The following is an 18,786-nucleotide window of genomic DNA, read 5'->3' on the forward strand; positions in this document are numbered from 1 at the left end:
CATAAAGGAAGTTTAAAAATGAAATCTGTAGCTATTAATGGATTTGGAACTATAGGTAAAAGAGTGGCTGATGCTGTAGCTGCTCAAGATGATATGAAAGTCATTGGTGTAAGTAAGACCAGACCAAACTTTGAAGCAAAAACTGCTGTAGAAGAAAAGGGATATCCTTTATACATTGGAATTCCTGAAAGGGAAGGTCTCTTTAAAGAAGCAGGAATTGAAATTGCAGGTACTGTTGAAGATATGGTTCAAGAAGCAGATATCGTAGTTGACTGTACTCCTGGAAACATCGGACCTCAAAACCTTGAAATGTATAAAAAAGCAGGTGTAAAAGCTATTTACCAAGGTGGAGAAGACCATGAATTAACTGGATTGTCCTTTAACTCATTTTCTAACTATGATGATTCATACGGTGCAGATTATGCAAGAGTAGTATCCTGTAACACTACCGGTTTAACCCGTACCTTACACACTCTTAATCCATTAGTTGACATTAAAAAAGTTCGTGCTGTAATGGTTAGAAGAGGATCTGACCCTTCTGAAATCAAAAAAGGTCCTATTAACGCTATTGTTCCTAACCCTCCAAAAGTACCTTCTCACCACGGTCCTGATGTGCAGACTGTAATGAAAGGCATCGATGTTACTACAATGGCTTTACTTGTACCTACCACTTTAATGCACCAACACAACCTAATGGTTGAAATTGGCAATGAAGTAACTAATGATGAAGTAATCGATGTACTTGAAAAACGTTCCAGAGTTATGGTTGTTGAAGCTGCTGCTGGCCTTGACTCAACTGCAGCACTTATGGAATATGCTAAAGATTTAGGAAGAAGCAGAAACGATTTATATGAGATTCCAGTATGGAAAGAATCAATTAACGTTGTAGGCAATGAATTGTTCTACATGCAAGCAGTACACCAAGAATCTGATGTAGTGCCTGAAAACGTTGATGCTATCCGTGCAATGTTGGAAATGGAATCTGACAATGAAAAATCCATTGCTAAAACCAACAAAGCTATGGGAATTTTATAAATCAACATAATTTCAGATATAATTAATTAAATAGAGTTATTCTATTTAATTTTCTTACTTTTTTTCTAAATCATAAAATTTTTAATTTCTATTTAATTGTTTAATTTCTATTTAATTGGTTTAATTTCATTTTTTTATATTTTATCATTTTTTTAATTATTTGTGGTGTTTTTATGAAAGATAAGGTTATTTTTGGTCCAGCTGGAAAACCAATAGAATTCAATGGAAAAGCACATGAGTCTCCAGAATTTTTAGGGCCGTTAGGATTATATGCATTTGAATACCAGTCCACTTATGGTGTTAGAATTGGGGAATCCTCTGCACTTAAACTTAGGGAATCTGCTGAAGAAAATGGGGTTTTAATGTCTATGCATTGTCCTTATTATGTGAATGTCTGTTCTAAAGAGGAAGAAAAAATTGAAAGTACAATAAACAGATTGGTTCAATCTGCAAAAGTTGGAGAATTCATGGGGGCATATAGGCTTGTGTTCCACCCGGGATTTTATTCTGGTAGAAAGCCTGAAACATGTATGGATTTAGCTAAAGAAACTTACACAAGACTTCTTGAAAGATGTGAAGAGGAAGGAATAGAAAACTTTACTTTTGCACCCGAAACTACTGGAAAGCGTTCTCAATTGGGAAATATTGATGAAATCATTGAAATGTGTGCCAGTTTTGACCATTTTGAGCCTACAATTGACTTTGCTCATGTTCATGCAAGAGGAAGAGGAATCCTAAATAAGAAGGAAGACTACAATTGCATATTTTCAAAGCTTGAAGATAATTTGGACATTGATAGATTGCATTGTCATTTCACTACAATTGAGTATACTGATAAGGGTGAAAAGAAGCATCACACATTAGCTGAAGCTGATGAGTATGGTCCACACATCAAGGATTTGCTTTTGAATCTGATTGAAAACGATTGGAAAGCTACCATTATTTGCGAAACTCCTTTAATTGACCAAGATGCCTTAAGAATGAAACAGCTTTATGACAGTCTAATTTAGGTAATTTTTTTTAAAATTTTACTAAATTTTTTCTCAAATTTCAAACTTAATTCTTTTATGAAAATATTTAAATAATGTTAAAAATATATTAAGTAATCTAAACATTCATAAAAAAATTTTAATTATTTTAAACATTTGATTTGATGTGATAAATGTGAAATCTGAAAACAAAAGTTCAAGCAAAAAGAAATCAGAGGTTTCCATTAAGAATAGGGCTAGTTTCAGTGAGATTGAAACTAAGGTTCTCGTATTGGAAACTGCAGGTTATCCTTTCAATTTTGGATTATTGGAAGGCCCTAATCTAGAGATATCTGATAAAGTTCTTTTTGAACAGTATGCTATAGACCAATGGAGTGGCACATCAGTTAGAACTGGTTCCTATCTTTTTGACCAAAAGATCATTCCAGATTTTGCATTTAAAATCATAACTGCATATCCTGAAGACTCTGTTATTGGAGAAAACACTTCAATTGAAATAGTCATTCCAGATGTGGAGAAGCATGATTCCATTAAAAGAGTGAAATCCAATGTTTTCTTTGATGATGTAGTAGGTCAAGAGAATGCTAAAAAGAAATCAAAACTCATCTACAAGTATCTCCAAGACCCTGAGAAGTTTGGCAATTGGGCTCCTAAGAATGTTCTATTCTATGGTCTTCCGGGAACCGGTAAAACCATGCTTGCAAAGGCATTGTCAAATGAATTGAACATCAACTTATTCTTGGTCAAGGCAACCTCATTAATCGGGGACCATGTTGGAGATGCAGCAAATAAGATTCATGATTTATATGAAACTGCATTGAAATCTGCCCCATCATTGATTTTCATTGATGAAATCGATGCGATTGCATTGCATAGGTCATTCCAATCATTGAGAGGGGATGTTTCTGAAATTGTAAATTCCCTTTTAACTGAAATGGATGGAATAAATCCAAATGATGGTGTTGTAACAATTGCAGCAACCAATAACCCGTCTTCAATCGACTTTGCAATCAGAAGTCGTTTTGAAGAGGAAATCGAATTCAAGCTTCCAAATGATGATGAAAGAAGAGAAATTTTTGAGCTAAACCTTAATACATTCCCAATGGATTATGAGTTGGATATTGAAAAATTAGTCAAGCTTTCCAAAAGAATGTCTGGTAGGGACATTAAGGAAAAGATATTGAAAACTGCTCTTCACAATGCAATTATAAATGATAAGGAAAAAGTAACAATGGATGATGTTTACTTTGCATTGGAGCTTAATAAATATAAAAAAGAAGAAGTAAAAGGAATGTTTGAATAATCAAAATCCTTTCATTATTTAATTTTCTAATTTTATCAACTATTTTTTTTATTTTGATCTATTTTTTCTGCTATTTTTTATTTTAATCTATTTCTTTAGACCTTTAGTCTTGTTCTCTTTTTAAAATCATTTCACAAATTTTTACGAAATCTTCTTCGTTGTTTTTTGCTGTTTGTCTAATGTTTTCAGAAATGTCATAAAATATTTTATTGACTATGGACTGAGTCATCTTATCTATGACTTTTATATCCTTTGCATCTACACTATTTAGTTTAACTATGCCTTTTTGACTCTCACGTTGTCTTATCTCTTCCATAGACTCTCTTAAACTACCGAGCATTGAATTTATTTCAATTAAATTGAAGGATTCTTTAAGTAAATCAAACTCACTTTCGATTATCTTTTCCGCTTCTATGACTTCCCTTTCACGAAGCTTTTTATTTTTTTCTGCAATTCCTCTTAAGTCATCGATGTTAAACAGGTCAATGCCTATTTCCTTCACATCATCTTCGATGTCTCTTGGGTTTGCAATGTCAATAAAAATCATCTTATCAGGTATTTCTTCATCAAATACTCTTAATAACCTTTCTTTATTGATAATTGGGTGTGGTGCACCAGTGGAACTGATTACAAGGTCTGCATTAAGCAGTTTTTCTTCCAGATTATCAAAGAGAATTGCTTCTCCATCAAGTTCCTCTGCAAGTTTAATTGCTTTATAATAAGTTCTGTTTGCAACAAAAATAGCTTTCAAGTTCTTTTCAGCCAATGCCTTTGCAACGAGAGTTCCCATCTTTCCTGCACCAATTACAAGAACATGTTTGTCTTGCAAGTCTCCAAGATGCTCTTCTGCAAGGTCAACTGCTGCAGAACCAATGGAAATTGATCCTTGATTGATTTTTGTCTTGTTTCTTACGACTTGGCCAACATGGATCGCCTTTGTAAAGACGGCATCCAATTTCTTTCCGCAATGTCCTTCCCTTTCACTTTTTCTTTTTGCGTCCTTTACTTGGCCTAAGATTTGGTCCTCACCGATAATCATGGATTCAAGACCAGAAGTCATTCTGAATAAATGCAATACTGCTTCATCACTATATTGTATTATGACATACTCATTTTCACAGTCTAAGTCAAGTTCATTGTAATCGTCAGTGTAAAGGAAATACTCATATCTATTGCATGTATTGATTTCAATATATTCTTTAACATCAATCTGTTCTTTTAAAGTAGAAAATAATTCCTTCAAATCTTTTGATACCTTTTCCATAGTTTCTATGTCTGCAAGTGTATGGTCTACACGTATATTGATAATCAATTTTGAGTCTCCTTTATTTTATTGGGTAAATAATTTCTATTCTTTTGATAAGTTAGAGTTAATGAGATTTTCTACAAGTCCTTTGGCTTCATCTAATTTATTTTCCTTTAGGGATTGCTTTATTTCTTCATCTTTTAGAATATTCTCAAGATATTCCCTTCTTAATCTTTGACTGTCTGTTTTTTCTTTTAGTATTTTTCTAGCATGATCTTGAATCTTTATTTCGAGAATATCCTCTTCTGTAATGATTGATTGTATTTTCTTTCTAAGTTCTCTTGCCATTAAAGGACTTTGCCCATTTGTGTAAATGGATATCTCTATATCGTCTATCAAGAAACTTGTAGGTGCTATTATATTCCCTTCTTCAGGTTTGTCTGCCCTGTTGATTAATTTTCCTTGGCTGATGGATGCGATGTATTCGCATAGCTTTTCATCACCGCTTGCGGTAATCACTATGTCGCTCCATTTAACCATTTCATCAAGGTCTTTTAAAGGTGTTAAAATAGCTCCTTTTCTAGTCAATTCCTCATCAATTGAATTTCCTGCCAATATTACATTAGCTCCTTTATCTAAAAAGCGATGTGCTCTTCTTGTAGCTACCTCTCCTGTGCCTAAAATAAAGACATTCTTCTTTTCAACTTCAAAGAAAAGAGAAGTTTTTCCCATAATATCACATCATTTATTTTTAATTCAATTGATTTAAAGATTGGATAAGTTTAGATGAAATGTTTATTTCTCTTCCAATTGTTTAAGTTTTAATAATTTTACAGCCATTCTTAAGTCATTGTTACAGTCTGCAAGCACTTTTTCAGCTTCTGCTTCACTTATGTCAAAGGTTTGTGAAAGTGCAAATACCGCTTCATTTGATGTAGGTGGTGTTCCTGCTGCTAAAATCACTTCAGACAATTCCTTTTTGAGATTCATATATTCATCTTCGCTCATGCCTATTTGGTTTAAGGTCATGTCTCTCAAAGGACAAGGTTTTGAAGTTTTACAACACCATACGAGTGATCCAAAACAGGTTGCAGGACCTTCGCCTAATCTAGTTTCTCTTGCAAATTTTTGCTTAATGTCTAAGAATTCTTGAGGAGTCAATCCAACTTCTTTTAAAGCACCCATAATAGGGCAAGGTTTTACAGGAGGACAACAGAATGCGAGTCCTCTTACATCTCCTCCTCTACAAATATGTGACGGTGAATTTTCCCATGCCATAATTTTTCCTCTACTTGTAAATAATAAATATAAAATAATTTTAATTTTTTAATAAATGAATTTTTGATTTATGAAATCACATTATAATTAATTAAATTAATAATTAATATAACATTATTAAATTTGTTTGTTTATATTAATATAAGTTTTTAATTATAGTTGAAAATCTTTAAAAATAGTTGTAAAATTCATGTTAGCAAATTTTTAATTGTAATCTACAAAAAATAGTTAATTTATAAAAAAAGTAAGTTAATAAAAAAATAAAAAAGAAAAGAAAAAGATTAGTGATCTTTAATCATATCCGCTTTTTCTTCACCAGTTAATTCTGCAACGATTTCTTCTGGAGTTCCGGTACTGAGGAGTTTTCCTCCTCTCATTAAGCTTGCCTTATCACATACATCCAATACGAAATCCATATCGTGGGAAATGATTACAAAGGTTTGGTCCAATTCATCTCTTGCCTTTAAGATGGAATTGGTTACAATGATTCTTGTAACTGGGTCCATTGTACCTGTTGGTTCATCCAATACAACAATGTTAGGTTCCTTGATTAACACTTGTGCAAGAGCGACTCTGTGTCTTTCCCCTCCACTTAATTCATCTTGCCATTTGGATAAGATGCTCATGGATTTTTCCTTTTCAAATCCTACAGTTTCAAGAATATGTGCTGCCTTGATTTTTGCAAATTCTGCAGGCAAGTTCAAACTGATCGCATCAGTTAAGTTTCCTAAAATGTCTCTGTGAGGATATAATGAGTATTCTTGGTGTAATAAACCTAAGTATGGAGTTACACGTCCTCTGTTTAATGGGCCTGGTTTTTTCATGTCAATCCAGTCATCACCTAACTTGATTTCAAGTTCTCCAGAACTTGGTTCAGTCAAACCAATCATCATTCTGGTTAAGGTGGTTTTTCCAGATCCACTAAGTCCAACAATACCGTATATTTCTCCTTGGTTAATTGTTAAGCTTACGCCGTCTACAGCTTTAACCACTCCTCTTTCAATTGAATAGTAATGCTTTTTAATGTCTTTCACTCTAATTATCTCTTCGGTGTGCTCAACTTTTTCAACTTGTTCAGCTTGAGGAACGGTTTCAAGGAATTTTGGAACTATGACATCTGGGTGGCCATGTTCGATAATTTCCCCTTTGTCTAACCATATTGCATCGTCAGCTAATTGATTCATAACTTCTGGCCAGTGGGAAGTGATTACCATACTGATTCCTTCATCTTTTACCCCCTCAATCAAGGTTTGGTGAAGTTTTTCAGCAGTTTGTGGGTCTAAGGTACCTGTTGGTTCGTCAGCTAAAAGCAACATTGGGTTTTTAGCCAATTGTCTTGCAAGTACTACTCTTTGTTTTTCTCCTCCACTTAAGTCACGAGCAATGTGAGTAACCCTGTGACTCATTTGTACCATTTCCAATAAGTCAATAGCATTGTAGATATTCTCTTCTTCGTATCTGCCTTCGTCACCCATTGCATTCAATACGTTTTCAATTACGCTTTGTTCATCGTACAATGCAAAGTTTCTTTGAAGCATAATGGAAATTCTTCTTCTGATTGCTGCCTTTTCCAATCTGTCAGCATTCCAAAAGTCAATTTCTTTTGCTTTCAATTCAGCTCCACATTCCGGACATTTTTCGCCAGCTTTTGAAGCAGGTTCAACATGCAAGCATTTTTTATTTTCACAAATTGCTAAGTCAAAGAGTACTTGCCCACTGTCTGGAGCATATTCTTTAGTACCTCTTAACATGTTGATTAAAACAGATTTTCCACTACCACTTCTACCGAGAATACCTAATGTAGAACCTTCTTCTATTGTTAAGTTAATATCTTTGAGAACTGGTTCCCCATTAAATGACTTATTAATATTTTTTAAAGTTATGAAAGACATAAGCCCACCTTGATAATTAGTTGTAATTATGATTTATTTTTTTTAATTTATCATATTTTATTTATTAAAATATATTGATTTTATCAAATATTAATTTATTAAATTATATGTATATTATTTTTAAACGATATTATTAATATAAATTTTGATATTTTTACAATTTTTTCAATTTTTCATTAGTCTTCAATTAGTTTTCCTTATGATTCGAACCGCATAATGGTGTTCCGCATTCAGGACATTTTATGTTTCTGCATGGGAATCCCCTAATCTTAGGTGCTATGTAACCACAGTTCGGACATTCGCATGCTTTTGATGGTCCTCTTCCACTTCCTGAACCTCCAAAAGAACGTCTCTCATTCAAAGGATATTTTGAAGCTTCGGGTACATTGAAGATTTGCGGAGCAGATGATTTGCTTTCCAAATCATTTTTAATTATTTCAATGTTTTGAGACTTGCAGTCAGGACAGTTTGTGTATTCCTTTTTGGGATTATTCCATTGAAATCCACAATCCTTGCAGATATATACCTTTTCTTCTGCTTGAAAGTTTTCATTGTTTATTTCAATCTTCTTACCTTCAATTAAAGACATTGCTGTCTTTTTTCTTGCAGAGTTAATGATTCTATGGAATGTTGGCTGTGATATTCCCATTAATTCTGCTGCCTCTTTTTGCTTTATATTGTGATAATCTCCCAATCGGATTGCTTCAAATTCATCAAGATTCATTTTAATAGCATCTTGATCATTTTCCAACACATCTCCATGCTTTAGGCAAGAGTAATCAGGTTTTTTCACAATTCTCCTTTCTATCTTTGGCCTAACCATTTATTCTCTCCTTAAATATTTTACTATTGGATCTATATTTTAATGAACCCTAAAACAAATTCATTATGAATATATATTTATTATGAATATATATTCATAACATTTAATATATAGTTTGTCTTTTGGAATATGGGAAATGATTAAAAATAGGTGAAATAAAAAGTAGATTATGATTTAAAATAGATTAAGAAATAGATTAAGAAATAGATTTAAAAAAGTAACACTAATTAAATTTCAATTTCATTCAAATCAAAATTTAATTTTCCGCTAATCGCGGCCCTAGCTATTGAAATTCCATTTGCCCCTGCATCTAACATTTTTTCTGCCTGTGCAATGGAATTGATTGAGTTGTTTCCAATAATGAAAATATTGGTGTGGGTTGCTATTTGTTTTATTAAATCAAAATCAGCATCTCTAACTCCTTTTTTCATAGCATCAATATGCAAATAGTCCACTCCACATTCTTCAGCTAATTTTGCTATTTCAAGGTTGTCAACACCTTCGACATTTGCTCTCATTTTCATTGAAACTTTTGATTTAGATTTTTTGACAACTTCTTTTACGTAATCTTCCAAGTCTGGTCGAAGTAGCATACTTTGCCCACAGCCAACTGCAACAAGCTCTTCCTGTCTGCAATGACAGTTGATTTCAATGATGTCCAAGTTCTTTATTTTGCTGATTTCAATCAGTGAATCTGGAGTGGTTCCTCTCAAGTTTGCACTGACTGTTACATCAAAACTATCTTTAATTGTGTTTACTTCATTTTCAATTACTTCATAAATTTCTTCTTTAGGGTAATTGAACTCTTTCCTGCCTCTGGCTATGATTTTCTCACAAGCGTCTATTGACTCGTTATCTGTATTGTATCCTCCAATAGTGACTGTGTCAAATCCATAAGGTATAAGTTTCATTGCAAATTCTGCATTTGTTATTCCTGCCATTGGTGCAAGTACTTTAATGTTAACACTTCCTTAAGTTTTGATAATTTTAATTATTCTAATTATTCTAATTATCTAATTATTTTAATATTCTAATAATTGTAATCATCTATAAAAATAGTTTAAAAAAGTATAATAAAAATAAAAAAATGGAAATAAAAAGAAAAGTTAATTAAGTGAAAATAAGATTTATTTAAAGTTCTTCTATTACATGAATCCAATCTTTATTATTTCCTGCACGAATTATTTCAAGTCCGATGTCAGCCATATATGCTGCATCTTCCATATTGTCTGCTCTACCGATACCTGCTTTGAGGCCGATTCCAATTTCTTCATCAATCTCTTTGAGAATTTGAGTAAGGTCATCTTCACTTAATCCATTACATGGGGACATGAAGTTGTCTCCACCAATGAAGAATAATAATGCGCCTTTTTCTCTAAGTTTAGTCATTAAGTAATGTTGTGCTTTGTTTACCATAAAGCTTGTATCAAAAGCAGATTCAATATCAGTTAAGGTTTCAGTTACACTGTTGATGTCAATATGTGCAGCTTGTACGAAACTGTCTTCTGGGTTTTCAATTAAATTGTTTATTGCTAAGATTTCTTTTCTTCCTGAAGATTGTGCTCCACCTTCTTTTTGAAGTGCAATGGTTGCTAATCTTTGAGCTTCGTGTGCAGTTTCTGCTGCTCCTACACCCATACTGATTGTAATCGGGTATCTGTTTCTAATAGATCTTTGAATTCTCATGTGGTCTTCTTCATTAAGACCGTTTGTGACTGCAAGTAAATTATCAAATCTTGTAAAGAAAACTAAACCTTTTTTAGCAGCTATTAATCTTTGCACATCTGCAAAAAGTTCTGCTTGTAAAATTTGAAGGTCAGATTCTGTACGTGGTCTTGGAGTAACTGTCCATGGACCATAATTGTCGATTTGTATCAAAGTCATTTGTATCATATATTTTCACCTAATAGTAATATATTTAGTTATAACTAAATTAGTATTTAAACTTTAAGCATTTAATTAGTAATTTTTTTAAAAATCTTTTATTTTTAATTATTTTTAATAATTTTTTTTAATTTTTTATTAACAAATAATTCCATAATAATTTAAGGCATCTAATCATTTTATTCTAAAACAATTTTTGCAAGATTAATCTTATCTTCAATTGTTTTCATAAAAGTGTTGGTTACGATGACATTTGGAACAATCTCTTCAATCTCTTTCTTAAATTCTTCGTCTTGGTTATCAATCACCAATGTGTTTAGGAAGGATTTATAAAGTTCAGCTACTCCTTTTGAAGATGTTTCATAGCCAAATGCATTCATGAATTGTCCAGCAGGTCCGCTGAATGCGGATTTACCTACAAATGGTGAAACTGCAATAACCTCTTTTTCCTTAAGGGCTTCTTCAACACCATCTATTGAAATGATCGGTCTTATTGAAGTGATTGGATTTGATGGTCCAAAAATCACTTTATCACATTTTTCTATTGTTTCAATAAGTTTTGGGCTAGGGCTTACATGAGCATATTTCACTTCAAGGACTTCACAGTTGCATTGGTATTTGATCAAAAAGTCATGGAACTCAATTTCACCATGCTCCTTGGTGACAATGCTTATTTCAGATTCCTCATCACTCATTGGAATTATGCTTGCCTTAATTCCTAACTTGTTCTTTTGGAGTTCAACAATATCTGACAATGTCCAACCTTCCTCTAGCAAAATTGCTTTTTGAAGTTTGGTTGCCCTGTCTTTATCTCCTAACCTGAGCAATTCGGTAGTTCCCATTTCAATTAGCTGTTCTCTAACTATGTATGTATCCCCTTTAATTCCATACCAGAATTCCTCATCAATCATATCTGCAAAGGTATACATCACTGTATCAATATCCGCTGCAATATAACCTCTGGACATATATAAGTTTTCAACAGTGTTGACTACGACACTAATCTCTTCTTCAGGATAAATTTCCTTTATTCCTTGAATCAATTTTGGAGTTCCAGTGCCTCCAGAAAAAACAGTTATCATGATTTCCACTCTTTTTATCTTAATTGTGATAGGATTTTTATATTTTTTTAATTATCATTAGATTATTATCAATTAAATTTAATAAATTAGCTTTTTTTAAATTTTTAACTTTAAAATTCTTCTTTTAAATTTTTAACTTTAAAATTCTTCTTTTAATGGACCTCCACATTTAGGGCATGGAGTTTTCTCAGAAATTACTAAAGACATTTCACTATTGCAATTAGGGCAATTATTGTTTTCAAGAATGTTTCGCCTATCCTTGTAAAATGTCTTTTTAAAATCAAAAAACAGTATTTTAAACGCTTTTTCATTATCAAGATTTTTAGAAATTTCTTTAGTCAATATTCTTTCAATCTCTTCTTGAGTGAAAAGATCATTGTCTTCAGGAACATAGGTTTTAATTAATTCATTGCAATTTGGACAATAGTTTTCATAAAGAAAACCAGAAATTAAGGATTTAGTCATCTTATCTGAATTTTCCTTATTGTGACTATCTTCAATAAGTTCTAAATGATTTCCTTCATCCTTTTTGTCTTTAGAATAGAAATCTAAAATGGATTCTAAATCATCTAAATCTGTGTCTAAATAGAATATTAAATTCTTATCTAAAAATGAAAAATCACAGTTTTCACATTTGAAATTAATTTCCACCATATTAACACTCAAAATTATTCCAATTTCAATGATATTCACAATTCAAGAATATTCAACACTCAAAAATAAAAATCAATATTTGTAAAAATGTTATATTCTTATCTATTTTCTAAATACATCAAACTCTTTAGGTCTAAGCAAAGGTTTTATTCCAGCTTCAGTGTCTCTAAGATGGTCAAATGCAGCAAATCCTCTAATCAATACGATAGGAATTCCTTCGTTTGCTTGTCCCATCAATAAGGATGCAGCTGCTGCAAGCTCATCTGCAGTAGCAACTTCAGTTGTTTCAAGAGCTCTGCCGAACAAGTCTTCCTCGCCGATTCTTACCCAAAGAGGATTGATTCCTGAGCAGCCAATAGCTGTTCCAATTGCACCTACTCTAAATGCTCTTCCTTGAGTGTCAGTAATGATTACTGCAATTTCCTTTTCAGTTTTTTCTTCCAAGTACTCTCTTATTTCCTTTGCAGATAAGTCAGGATTCTTAGGCATTGGAGTTGCTAACCCTTCTTCCACATTTGATTCATCTATTCCGGAGTTTGCACAAACAAATCCATGCTTGGTTTCAGTGACAATGAAATTAGGTCCAACTGCAACGATTTCATTTGATTCCTGTAAAATCGCTTCAACAAGTTTTGGATCTTTTTTGCATTCTTTTGCAATTTTTATTGTTTCTTCACTAGGTTCCAGTTCATCAATTTTAATGTAGTTGCCTTCAGCCTTGGAAATCAATGTTTCAGCAATAAGCAAAATATCTCCATCTTCAAGAGCAATATTCTCCTTTTCCAAATCCTCTTCAATTATCTTTGCTATATTGTCTCCTTTTTTAACTAAAGGAATTTCTTTCAATCCATATAATTTTAAAGTCATAGTTAAACTTTTTATTAATAAAATATAAAAAACTATTGATATTCACTAAAATTTTTTTAAAAAATTAGAAATAATGCTTTATTTTTTTAAAAAATTAACAATATGCTTTTATATTAAAAATAATAAATTTATTATTAGTATAATTAATAATCACTTTTATTATCAATTTATTAGATTTATTATTAATTTATCAGATTATTTAATTATTAATTAATTCTTTAGAGGATATTATGATTATAGAAAGTCTTATTAATGGATTTGACATGATTATGGAGATGCTCCAAAGTGGGGGAGTTATCACTTATATAATTCTTTTGCTTGGTATCTATGGTCTGTTAATATCTATAAGAAAGATATTTTACCTTAGAAAAATAAGTAAAATCGATGCTACAGAGATTATGGGGACAATTACCTCATCTATGGAACAAGGTGGAGCTATTGAAGCTTTAAAAAATATCAGTCACTATAAAAACCCTGTTTCAAGAATCATGTCTGAAGCATTGAAAATCGGTTATAAAAACAAGATAGAAGTTGAAGAAAGTATGGAGCAGATTTTTATCGTCGAGCTCTCAAAAATGACCAATGGTATCAGTGCATTAAAAACCATTATTGAGCTTGCTCCTTTCTTAGGATTGATCGGTACTGTATTAGGTATTTGGATGACCTTTAAGAATTTAGGTGTAAATCCTGATGCTGCAGCTATGGCAGAAGGTATTTACATTGCTCTTATCACTACTATTGCAGGTTTAACTGTAGCTATTGTTCTTATGCCGTTATACACTTATATCAAAGGTTTGATTGATGCGGAAATGGATAAGATTGAATTAGCTACCAAAATGACTAATTGGAGTTATGCGGTAATTAAAATCAGAGTTTATGAAAAATTGCCTTGTGTGATTGAAGCGCTTCAGGAAGCAGAGGGCATTGTCAGTGTAAAGGAAATCTCTGATCCTTATTCTAATATTCAAATTTCCTTTAAGCCAAGCATGCTTGAAAAGAGTATAAGTAACATCATATTGGAAAAATGTGATGTAAAATCTGAAATTACTGAAAGTAAATTAAGACAATAATCAAGGAGCTGTTAAATTGGCAATTGACATTAAGCGTCATAAGGAAAAGATGAATCGGGATGAACCTGAAATCAAGCTAGTTCCTTTTATTGACATTTTATTTACTTTACTTATCTTTTTAGTGGTGACCAGTACTTTCGGTGCTGCATCTGTCACTGGTGATGACACTGGAACAGGCACTGGAAAGCCAAACATGACTGACACTACTGGAGATGCAGAATATTATTTGCTGCCGGTTGCAGGACTTCAGAAAGTTGTTGTAAATGGAGTAGATATGTCTTCTGAGATAAGAGGAAATGCTATTGGTGTTCATGCAAGAGTGCTTGACCAAGGTGATGTTCAGATTAAAACGAGCGAACATGCGATATATATTCAAGCGCCTTCTGGAATGAGCCCTCAAGAGGCAGTTCATAGTCCAGAATGATTTTAAATTTTATTTATTATTTCAATTTTTTAATTTTTTCAAATTTTTCATATTTTCATACTTTAAAATATGATTTTTCATTTTTTTATTTTTTTAATTTATAAATTTTAAATTTTTAAATTTTTAAATAATTAATCTTATAGTTAATTGGGGTAAAACAATGTATTTAGGCAGAATTATTTCAGCAGGAAAAACAGAAGACGGAAAACCATATGTTGCTTATAGAGTTTCAAGCAGATCTTTTCCAAACAGACAAGTAAAGGTTCTTGAAGATGAAGCAGCTATCATTCCAAAGGAAGGATTTGAAACTGATATTTTCAAAAACTCTTATATCGCTTATGATTGTGTAAAAACAGTAGGCGACATTGCTATTATTTCAAACGGTTCCCAAACCAATCCTATTGCAGATAAGATAGCTATTGGAATGAACATTAGGGATGCAATGGCATATTCATTAATCACTATGGATTATGAAAAGGATGATTACAACACTCCAAGAATTGCTGCAGTAGTTAAAGGAAATGAAGATGATTTTGAAGCTTATATTGGTATTGTTACTGACAGTAAAATATTAGTTGAAAAAATAGAAGATGGTAAAGCTCAATTCATTTCCACTTATGAGAAAAACACTCCTGAAGATGTTGTTTTCGCTGCAGAAACTCCTGATGCTGCATGTAAGTTCATTTTCGATGAAGGTGCATTTGCTGAATTTGAAAATCCTGTTTCTTCAGTTGCAGCAATATTTGATGGAAAATGGAAAATCGCTGGTTTCAATCCAGAATAAATCCCCAAGCTTTTTAGCCTTCGGCTAAAAACCTTGACCAAAATTCTTTCCAATTTATTTAGGTAAATTGGATTTTTTTTATTTTTATATTTTTTTGTATTGAAAAATTTTAGTTTAACTTATTCTAATTTTTCAGCCTCTTCGGCTTCTTTTATTTTCTGGACTGTTCCCCAACTTCTTCTAACGAAATCTGGCATTTCATCGTATTTAAATTTCTTCAAGAAGTTTTTGGTTTTTGGATCGCTTGGATAACCTGAACCGATTCCATCTCTGTCCTTGGTAGACCTGATGTACTGCTTATTTATTTCTTCAATAATCATGTCCCTTTTTGTTTTTGCAATGATTGAAGCTGCTCCAACTGCAAGATAGTTATCATCTGCCTTATGTTCTGCAATGACTTCACAGCTATGGCCTACATATTCTTCCATTTCTTCCTGAAGTCTTCCTTCCTTTACATCCAAAGCATCTATGATGATTCTATCTGCTCGAAGAGTATTTATGATTTTTTTCATAGCTAATTTTTCTATTTGATTAAGATTTATTCCTTTTGCCCTTAAAGTGTCAATATCCTTTGCAGTAATTACCACTGTTTCATAATCGAACATTTTAGTTAACTTACGATATAGGACTGCTCTTCTGTTAGGAGTTAATCTTTTAGAATCTTTCACGCCCATTCTTTCAATGATCTTTTCTTTTTTCTCAGGTATTACAATACCTGCCATAACCATAGGGCCTAAAACAGGACCTCTTCCAGCTTCATCTAATCCTAGTGTATCCATATTATTAAATCCAGTTTTATTATTTAAATAGTTTAGTTTTAATTTAGTTTTAATTTAGTTTTAATTTAGTTTTTATTTAGTTTTAATTTAGTTTTAATTTAGTTTTTATTTAGTTTTTATTTAGTTTTTATTTAGTTTTTATTTAGTTTTATAAATATTACGATATCAGTTTTATTAATTTTTATAAAATAAGATTCATTAAAGTTTAAAAGAAGTAATTTTGATGGTGTTGATTATTTGGTGTTAAAAGGAATATTATGGATTGTAAAGACAATCCATAGTATTATACGTATTAATAACGCTTGAAATTGTTTAAATTTATTTCATAGCTTTTAAACGTACTTCCGGTTCTAAAGCTAATGGTTCAGCAGCTACGATTGCAGTTCCTTTTGCGACTACAGTCATAGGGTCATCAGAAATTTGGATTGGAATGTCTGATTCATCGAAAATTCTTTCTTTAAGACCTCTTAATCTGGAACTTCCACCTACTGCTACAGTATTTTTGTAAACACCCATCATCAATTCTGCAGGTAATCTTTCTAAGATGATGTTTAATCCACCAACAACTGCTTGGATGATTGGTTCTACTGCATCTGCAACTAACATTGAATCAATTACAACTTTTTTAGGTCTGTTAGTTTCTAAGGATTTACCAATAACTTCATAACTTAAGTTTTCAAATTCTTCACTGCAATGGATCATTCCGATTTCCATTTTTGCAGCTTCTGCATCGTGAATGCTGATTGCAACATTGTATTTTTCTGCAACCAATTCTACGATTCTATTATCAATGTCGTCTCCACCGACTCTTACGGTTTCAATATCGTTGATTCCACCAAGGGAAATAACAACTAAATCAGTAGATCCTGCACCAATATCAATTACCATGGTTCCATTTGGTTCTGCAATAGGTAATCCTGCACCAATAGCTGCAGCTAAACCTTCACTGACTACTAATACGTATTCAGCACCAGCCTTTCTACCTATTTCTTCAGCAGCATTCTTTTCTACTTCAGAAGCGTCTCCAGGAATTCCAATGACGATTCTTCCTACAGTTTCTCCTTCGTTAATACCAATTTCCATAGCTCTGATGAGTAATGCTTGTGCTTGTGCAACGTTTTCAATTACTCCTTTTTTAAGTGGTCTTACTGCAACAATGTCTTCTGGAGTTCTGCCTAACATTTTTTTAGCTTCTTCTCCAACAGCAAGCACTGCAGAAGGGTCATCCTTTTTAACAGCAACTACAGAAGGAATTTGGTATAAGTCAAATTTATCTCCTGATGGTTTTGCGATTACGGTGTTTAAGGTACCTAAATCAATACCTAAACTATTCTTAACAACTCTGGTTGGTTCAATTTCAATAGCGTCTTCATTTCCGAAAATACTCAAAGTTATTCCTCCATTGATAAAATAAAATTAAATTATTTAAAAAATTTTTAATAAATTATTTAATTGATTTTATTGTTCTGTTAATTAATTTACATTTTTGAATTGATTTTAATTGGTATATTAAATTGATATATTCAATTAATTATTCAAAAAGTAATTAATTAATGTTTATAACAATAATTATTTATAATTTTTATTAATAATAAGTTTTTGTATAAAATTATGAAAAAATTTTAATAATTATATAAAAATAGTCAGAAAAAAGGATTTAACATAGTAATTGCTCAAAAAAGCTAAATTTATTCTTGGGTTTTATCTTCTTCTTGAGTTTCTAGGGTGTTGTCTGGATTAGTGTTGTCTGGATTAGTGTTGTCTGGATTAGTGTTGTCTGGATTGGTGTTTTCTTCTGGCTTGCTTTCCTCTTGAGGTTCTGCTTTATCTTTTTCTTCAACCTCAACTATTCTTTGCTTTTCCTTATCTTGGATTGTCTTCTTTAAGTCAATTCCAAATAGGCTATTGTTTTGGCTGATTTCTTTAACACGCTCAATGTTTTCTTCATCTATTACTGAAACCAAGATTGCAGATAAAACGACATCACTCATATCAAGTATTGGTGTCACTGTATTTCTTAAAAAGGATGGTAATTTAAATCTGGTGTTAAGTTCAGCCTTAATGAAACTGCTTGTATGATCTTCAGCTAAAATGTTTATTTTTGCATTTTGCCTATTGGTTTCTCCATTAAAAGATTTCATTGACTCTTCGGGACCAACGATTACCAACAAATTAGGCATTTCCTTAATATGCACATTAGTTATCTCTACAGATGCGCCTCCTTTCTCATTGCATCTGTTTCTAAGTTCACTGATTTTCAGTGTTTCTCCTTTTAGCATTATGCAGTCAAATCTTTTTGAAGTGTATTTGTCTAAAATCTTAATGGATTCCCTAAATAAAATTTGAACTCTATCTTTAGCTGTGATTGCTTGGTATGCTATATCATCAACTAGCTTTTCATTACCTGCGATGACACACCATACATGTTCATTGTTCTCTCTAGAGGAAACCTTTGCAGCTCTTCTGAGAATTTGTATTCGGTCTTCAATCATATGATCACTTAATAGAGTTTAAATTAATTTTTGACTTATTTTCATTTTATATATTCATAAAATCATGATTTATTATTACTTTTTTCACTTAAAACCAAGAATTTTAATACTATACTATTTTAATATATCTCATTATTATAATATAAAATTTTGTTTTTAAAAGATTATTTTTCATTTTTTTTAA

General features: G+C 31.9%; 19 protein-coding genes. 6 read left to right on the top strand and 13 right to left on the bottom strand.

All coding sequences use genetic code 11. The annotated features are described in order from the left end of the window. Positions 1-18: 18 nt before the first annotated feature. From Q0409_RS09445 to Q0409_RS09455, 3 genes are all read left to right on the top strand, one after another. Positions 19-1,035 carry a phosphorylating glyceraldehyde-3-phosphate dehydrogenase gene (locus tag Q0409_RS09445; protein ID WP_298537490.1) on the top strand — a complete coding sequence of 339 codons (1,017 nt, stop codon included), beginning with the start codon at positions 19-21 and terminating at the stop codon, positions 1,033-1,035. A gap of 173 nt (positions 1,036-1,208) precedes the next feature. After that, the gene (locus Q0409_RS09450) at positions 1,209-2,045 is read left to right on the top strand and encodes a TIM barrel protein (protein WP_298537493.1); all 837 of its coding nucleotides are present in this window, start codon (positions 1,209-1,211) and stop codon (positions 2,043-2,045) included. A gap of 202 nt (positions 2,046-2,247) precedes the next feature. Next, complete coding sequence (locus Q0409_RS09455) at positions 2,248-3,327, top strand: AAA family ATPase (protein ID WP_298537599.1); 1,080 nt, start codon at positions 2,248-2,250, stop codon at positions 3,325-3,327. A 103-nt stretch (positions 3,328-3,430) separates the two neighbouring features. On the opposite strand, the gene hemA is transcribed toward Q0409_RS09455, so the two are convergent. From hemA to Q0409_RS09505, 10 genes are all read right to left on the bottom strand, one after another. Next, complete coding sequence (gene hemA, locus Q0409_RS09460) at positions 3,431-4,639, bottom strand: glutamyl-tRNA reductase (RefSeq protein ID WP_298537496.1); 1,209 nt, start codon at positions 4,637-4,639, stop codon at positions 3,431-3,433. Positions 4,640-4,675: 36 nt separating this feature from the next. Continuing rightward, positions 4,676-5,305, bottom strand: coding sequence for a bifunctional precorrin-2 dehydrogenase/sirohydrochlorin ferrochelatase (locus tag Q0409_RS09465; protein ID WP_298537499.1), 630 nt, complete (start codon positions 5,303-5,305; stop codon positions 4,676-4,678). Positions 5,306-5,368: 63 nt separating this feature from the next. Further along, positions 5,369-5,851 (bottom strand): methanogenesis marker 9 domain-containing protein, encoded by a 483-nt coding sequence (locus Q0409_RS09470; protein ID WP_298537502.1) that lies wholly within the window; start codon positions 5,849-5,851, stop codon positions 5,369-5,371. Positions 5,852-6,132: 281 nt separating this feature from the next. Further along, positions 6,133-7,743, bottom strand: a complete 1,611-nt coding sequence (atwA, locus tag Q0409_RS09475; protein WP_298537505.1) for a methyl coenzyme M reductase system, component A2 — start codon at positions 7,741-7,743, stop codon at positions 6,133-6,135. 187 nt (positions 7,744-7,930) lie between these two features. Further along, positions 7,931-8,566 (bottom strand): DUF134 domain-containing protein, encoded by a 636-nt coding sequence (locus Q0409_RS09480; protein ID WP_298537506.1) that lies wholly within the window; start codon positions 8,564-8,566, stop codon positions 7,931-7,933. A gap of 227 nt (positions 8,567-8,793) precedes the next feature. Continuing rightward, positions 8,794-9,507: an MJ0144 family RNA dihydrouridine synthase-like protein gene (locus Q0409_RS09485; RefSeq protein ID WP_298537509.1), complete on the bottom strand. Its 714-nt coding sequence runs from the start codon at positions 9,505-9,507 to the stop codon at positions 8,794-8,796. Positions 9,508-9,697: 190 nt separating this feature from the next. Next, entirely contained in the window at positions 9,698-10,459 is a 762-nt protein-coding gene (locus tag Q0409_RS09490) for a GTP cyclohydrolase III (RefSeq protein WP_298537511.1), read from the bottom strand. Positions 10,460-10,629: 170 nt separating this feature from the next. After that, on the bottom strand, positions 10,630-11,532 hold the full coding sequence (gene cofD / locus Q0409_RS09495) for a 2-phospho-L-lactate transferase (RefSeq protein ID WP_298537514.1): 903 nt from the start codon (positions 11,530-11,532) through the stop codon (positions 10,630-10,632). Positions 11,533-11,670: 138 nt separating this feature from the next. Further along, positions 11,671-12,186: a hypothetical protein gene (locus Q0409_RS09500; protein WP_298537517.1), complete on the bottom strand. Its 516-nt coding sequence runs from the start codon at positions 12,184-12,186 to the stop codon at positions 11,671-11,673. Between the two features lie 102 nt (positions 12,187-12,288). Beyond that, positions 12,289-13,053, bottom strand: a complete 765-nt coding sequence (locus tag Q0409_RS09505; RefSeq protein ID WP_298537519.1) for a coenzyme F420-0:L-glutamate ligase — start codon at positions 13,051-13,053, stop codon at positions 12,289-12,291. A gap of 230 nt (positions 13,054-13,283) precedes the next feature. Here Q0409_RS09505 and Q0409_RS09510 point away from each other — a divergent pair, with 230 nt between their 5' ends. The 3 genes from Q0409_RS09510 to Q0409_RS09520 all read left to right on the top strand — a co-directional run bounded on the left by Q0409_RS09510 (position 13,284) and on the right by Q0409_RS09520 (position 15,331). After that, the gene (locus Q0409_RS09510) at positions 13,284-14,123 is read left to right on the top strand and encodes a MotA/TolQ/ExbB proton channel family protein (protein WP_295607876.1); all 840 of its coding nucleotides are present in this window, start codon (positions 13,284-13,286) and stop codon (positions 14,121-14,123) included. A gap of 16 nt (positions 14,124-14,139) precedes the next feature. Then, a complete protein-coding gene (locus tag Q0409_RS09515; protein WP_298537523.1) occupies positions 14,140-14,547 on the top strand; it encodes a biopolymer transporter ExbD in 408 nt (135 codons plus the stop codon). 160 nt (positions 14,548-14,707) lie between these two features. Beyond that, positions 14,708-15,331 (top strand): IMP cyclohydrolase, encoded by a 624-nt coding sequence (locus Q0409_RS09520; protein ID WP_298537526.1) that lies wholly within the window; start codon positions 14,708-14,710, stop codon positions 15,329-15,331. 119 nt (positions 15,332-15,450) lie between these two features. Here the strand turns inward: Q0409_RS09520 and rnhB are convergent, their stop codons facing one another. The 3 genes from rnhB to Q0409_RS09535 all read right to left on the bottom strand — a co-directional run bounded on the left by rnhB (position 15,451) and on the right by Q0409_RS09535 (position 18,602). Beyond that, positions 15,451-16,110: a ribonuclease HII gene (rnhB, locus tag Q0409_RS09525; protein ID WP_298537531.1), complete on the bottom strand. Its 660-nt coding sequence runs from the start codon at positions 16,108-16,110 to the stop codon at positions 15,451-15,453. A 318-nt stretch (positions 16,111-16,428) separates the two neighbouring features. Next, positions 16,429-17,499 carry a rod shape-determining protein gene (locus Q0409_RS09530; protein ID WP_298537534.1) on the bottom strand — a complete coding sequence of 357 codons (1,071 nt, stop codon included), beginning with the start codon at positions 17,497-17,499 and terminating at the stop codon, positions 16,429-16,431. A gap of 299 nt (positions 17,500-17,798) precedes the next feature. Continuing rightward, the gene (locus Q0409_RS09535; RefSeq protein ID WP_298537537.1) at positions 17,799-18,602 is read right to left on the bottom strand and encodes a hypothetical protein; all 804 of its coding nucleotides are present in this window, start codon (positions 18,600-18,602) and stop codon (positions 17,799-17,801) included. Positions 18,603-18,786: the final 184 nt, after the last annotated feature.

Source organism: uncultured Methanobrevibacter sp., from assembly GCF_937898925.1.
In the GTDB taxonomy this organism is placed as follows: Archaea; Methanobacteriota; Methanobacteria; order Methanobacteriales; family Methanobacteriaceae; genus Methanobrevibacter.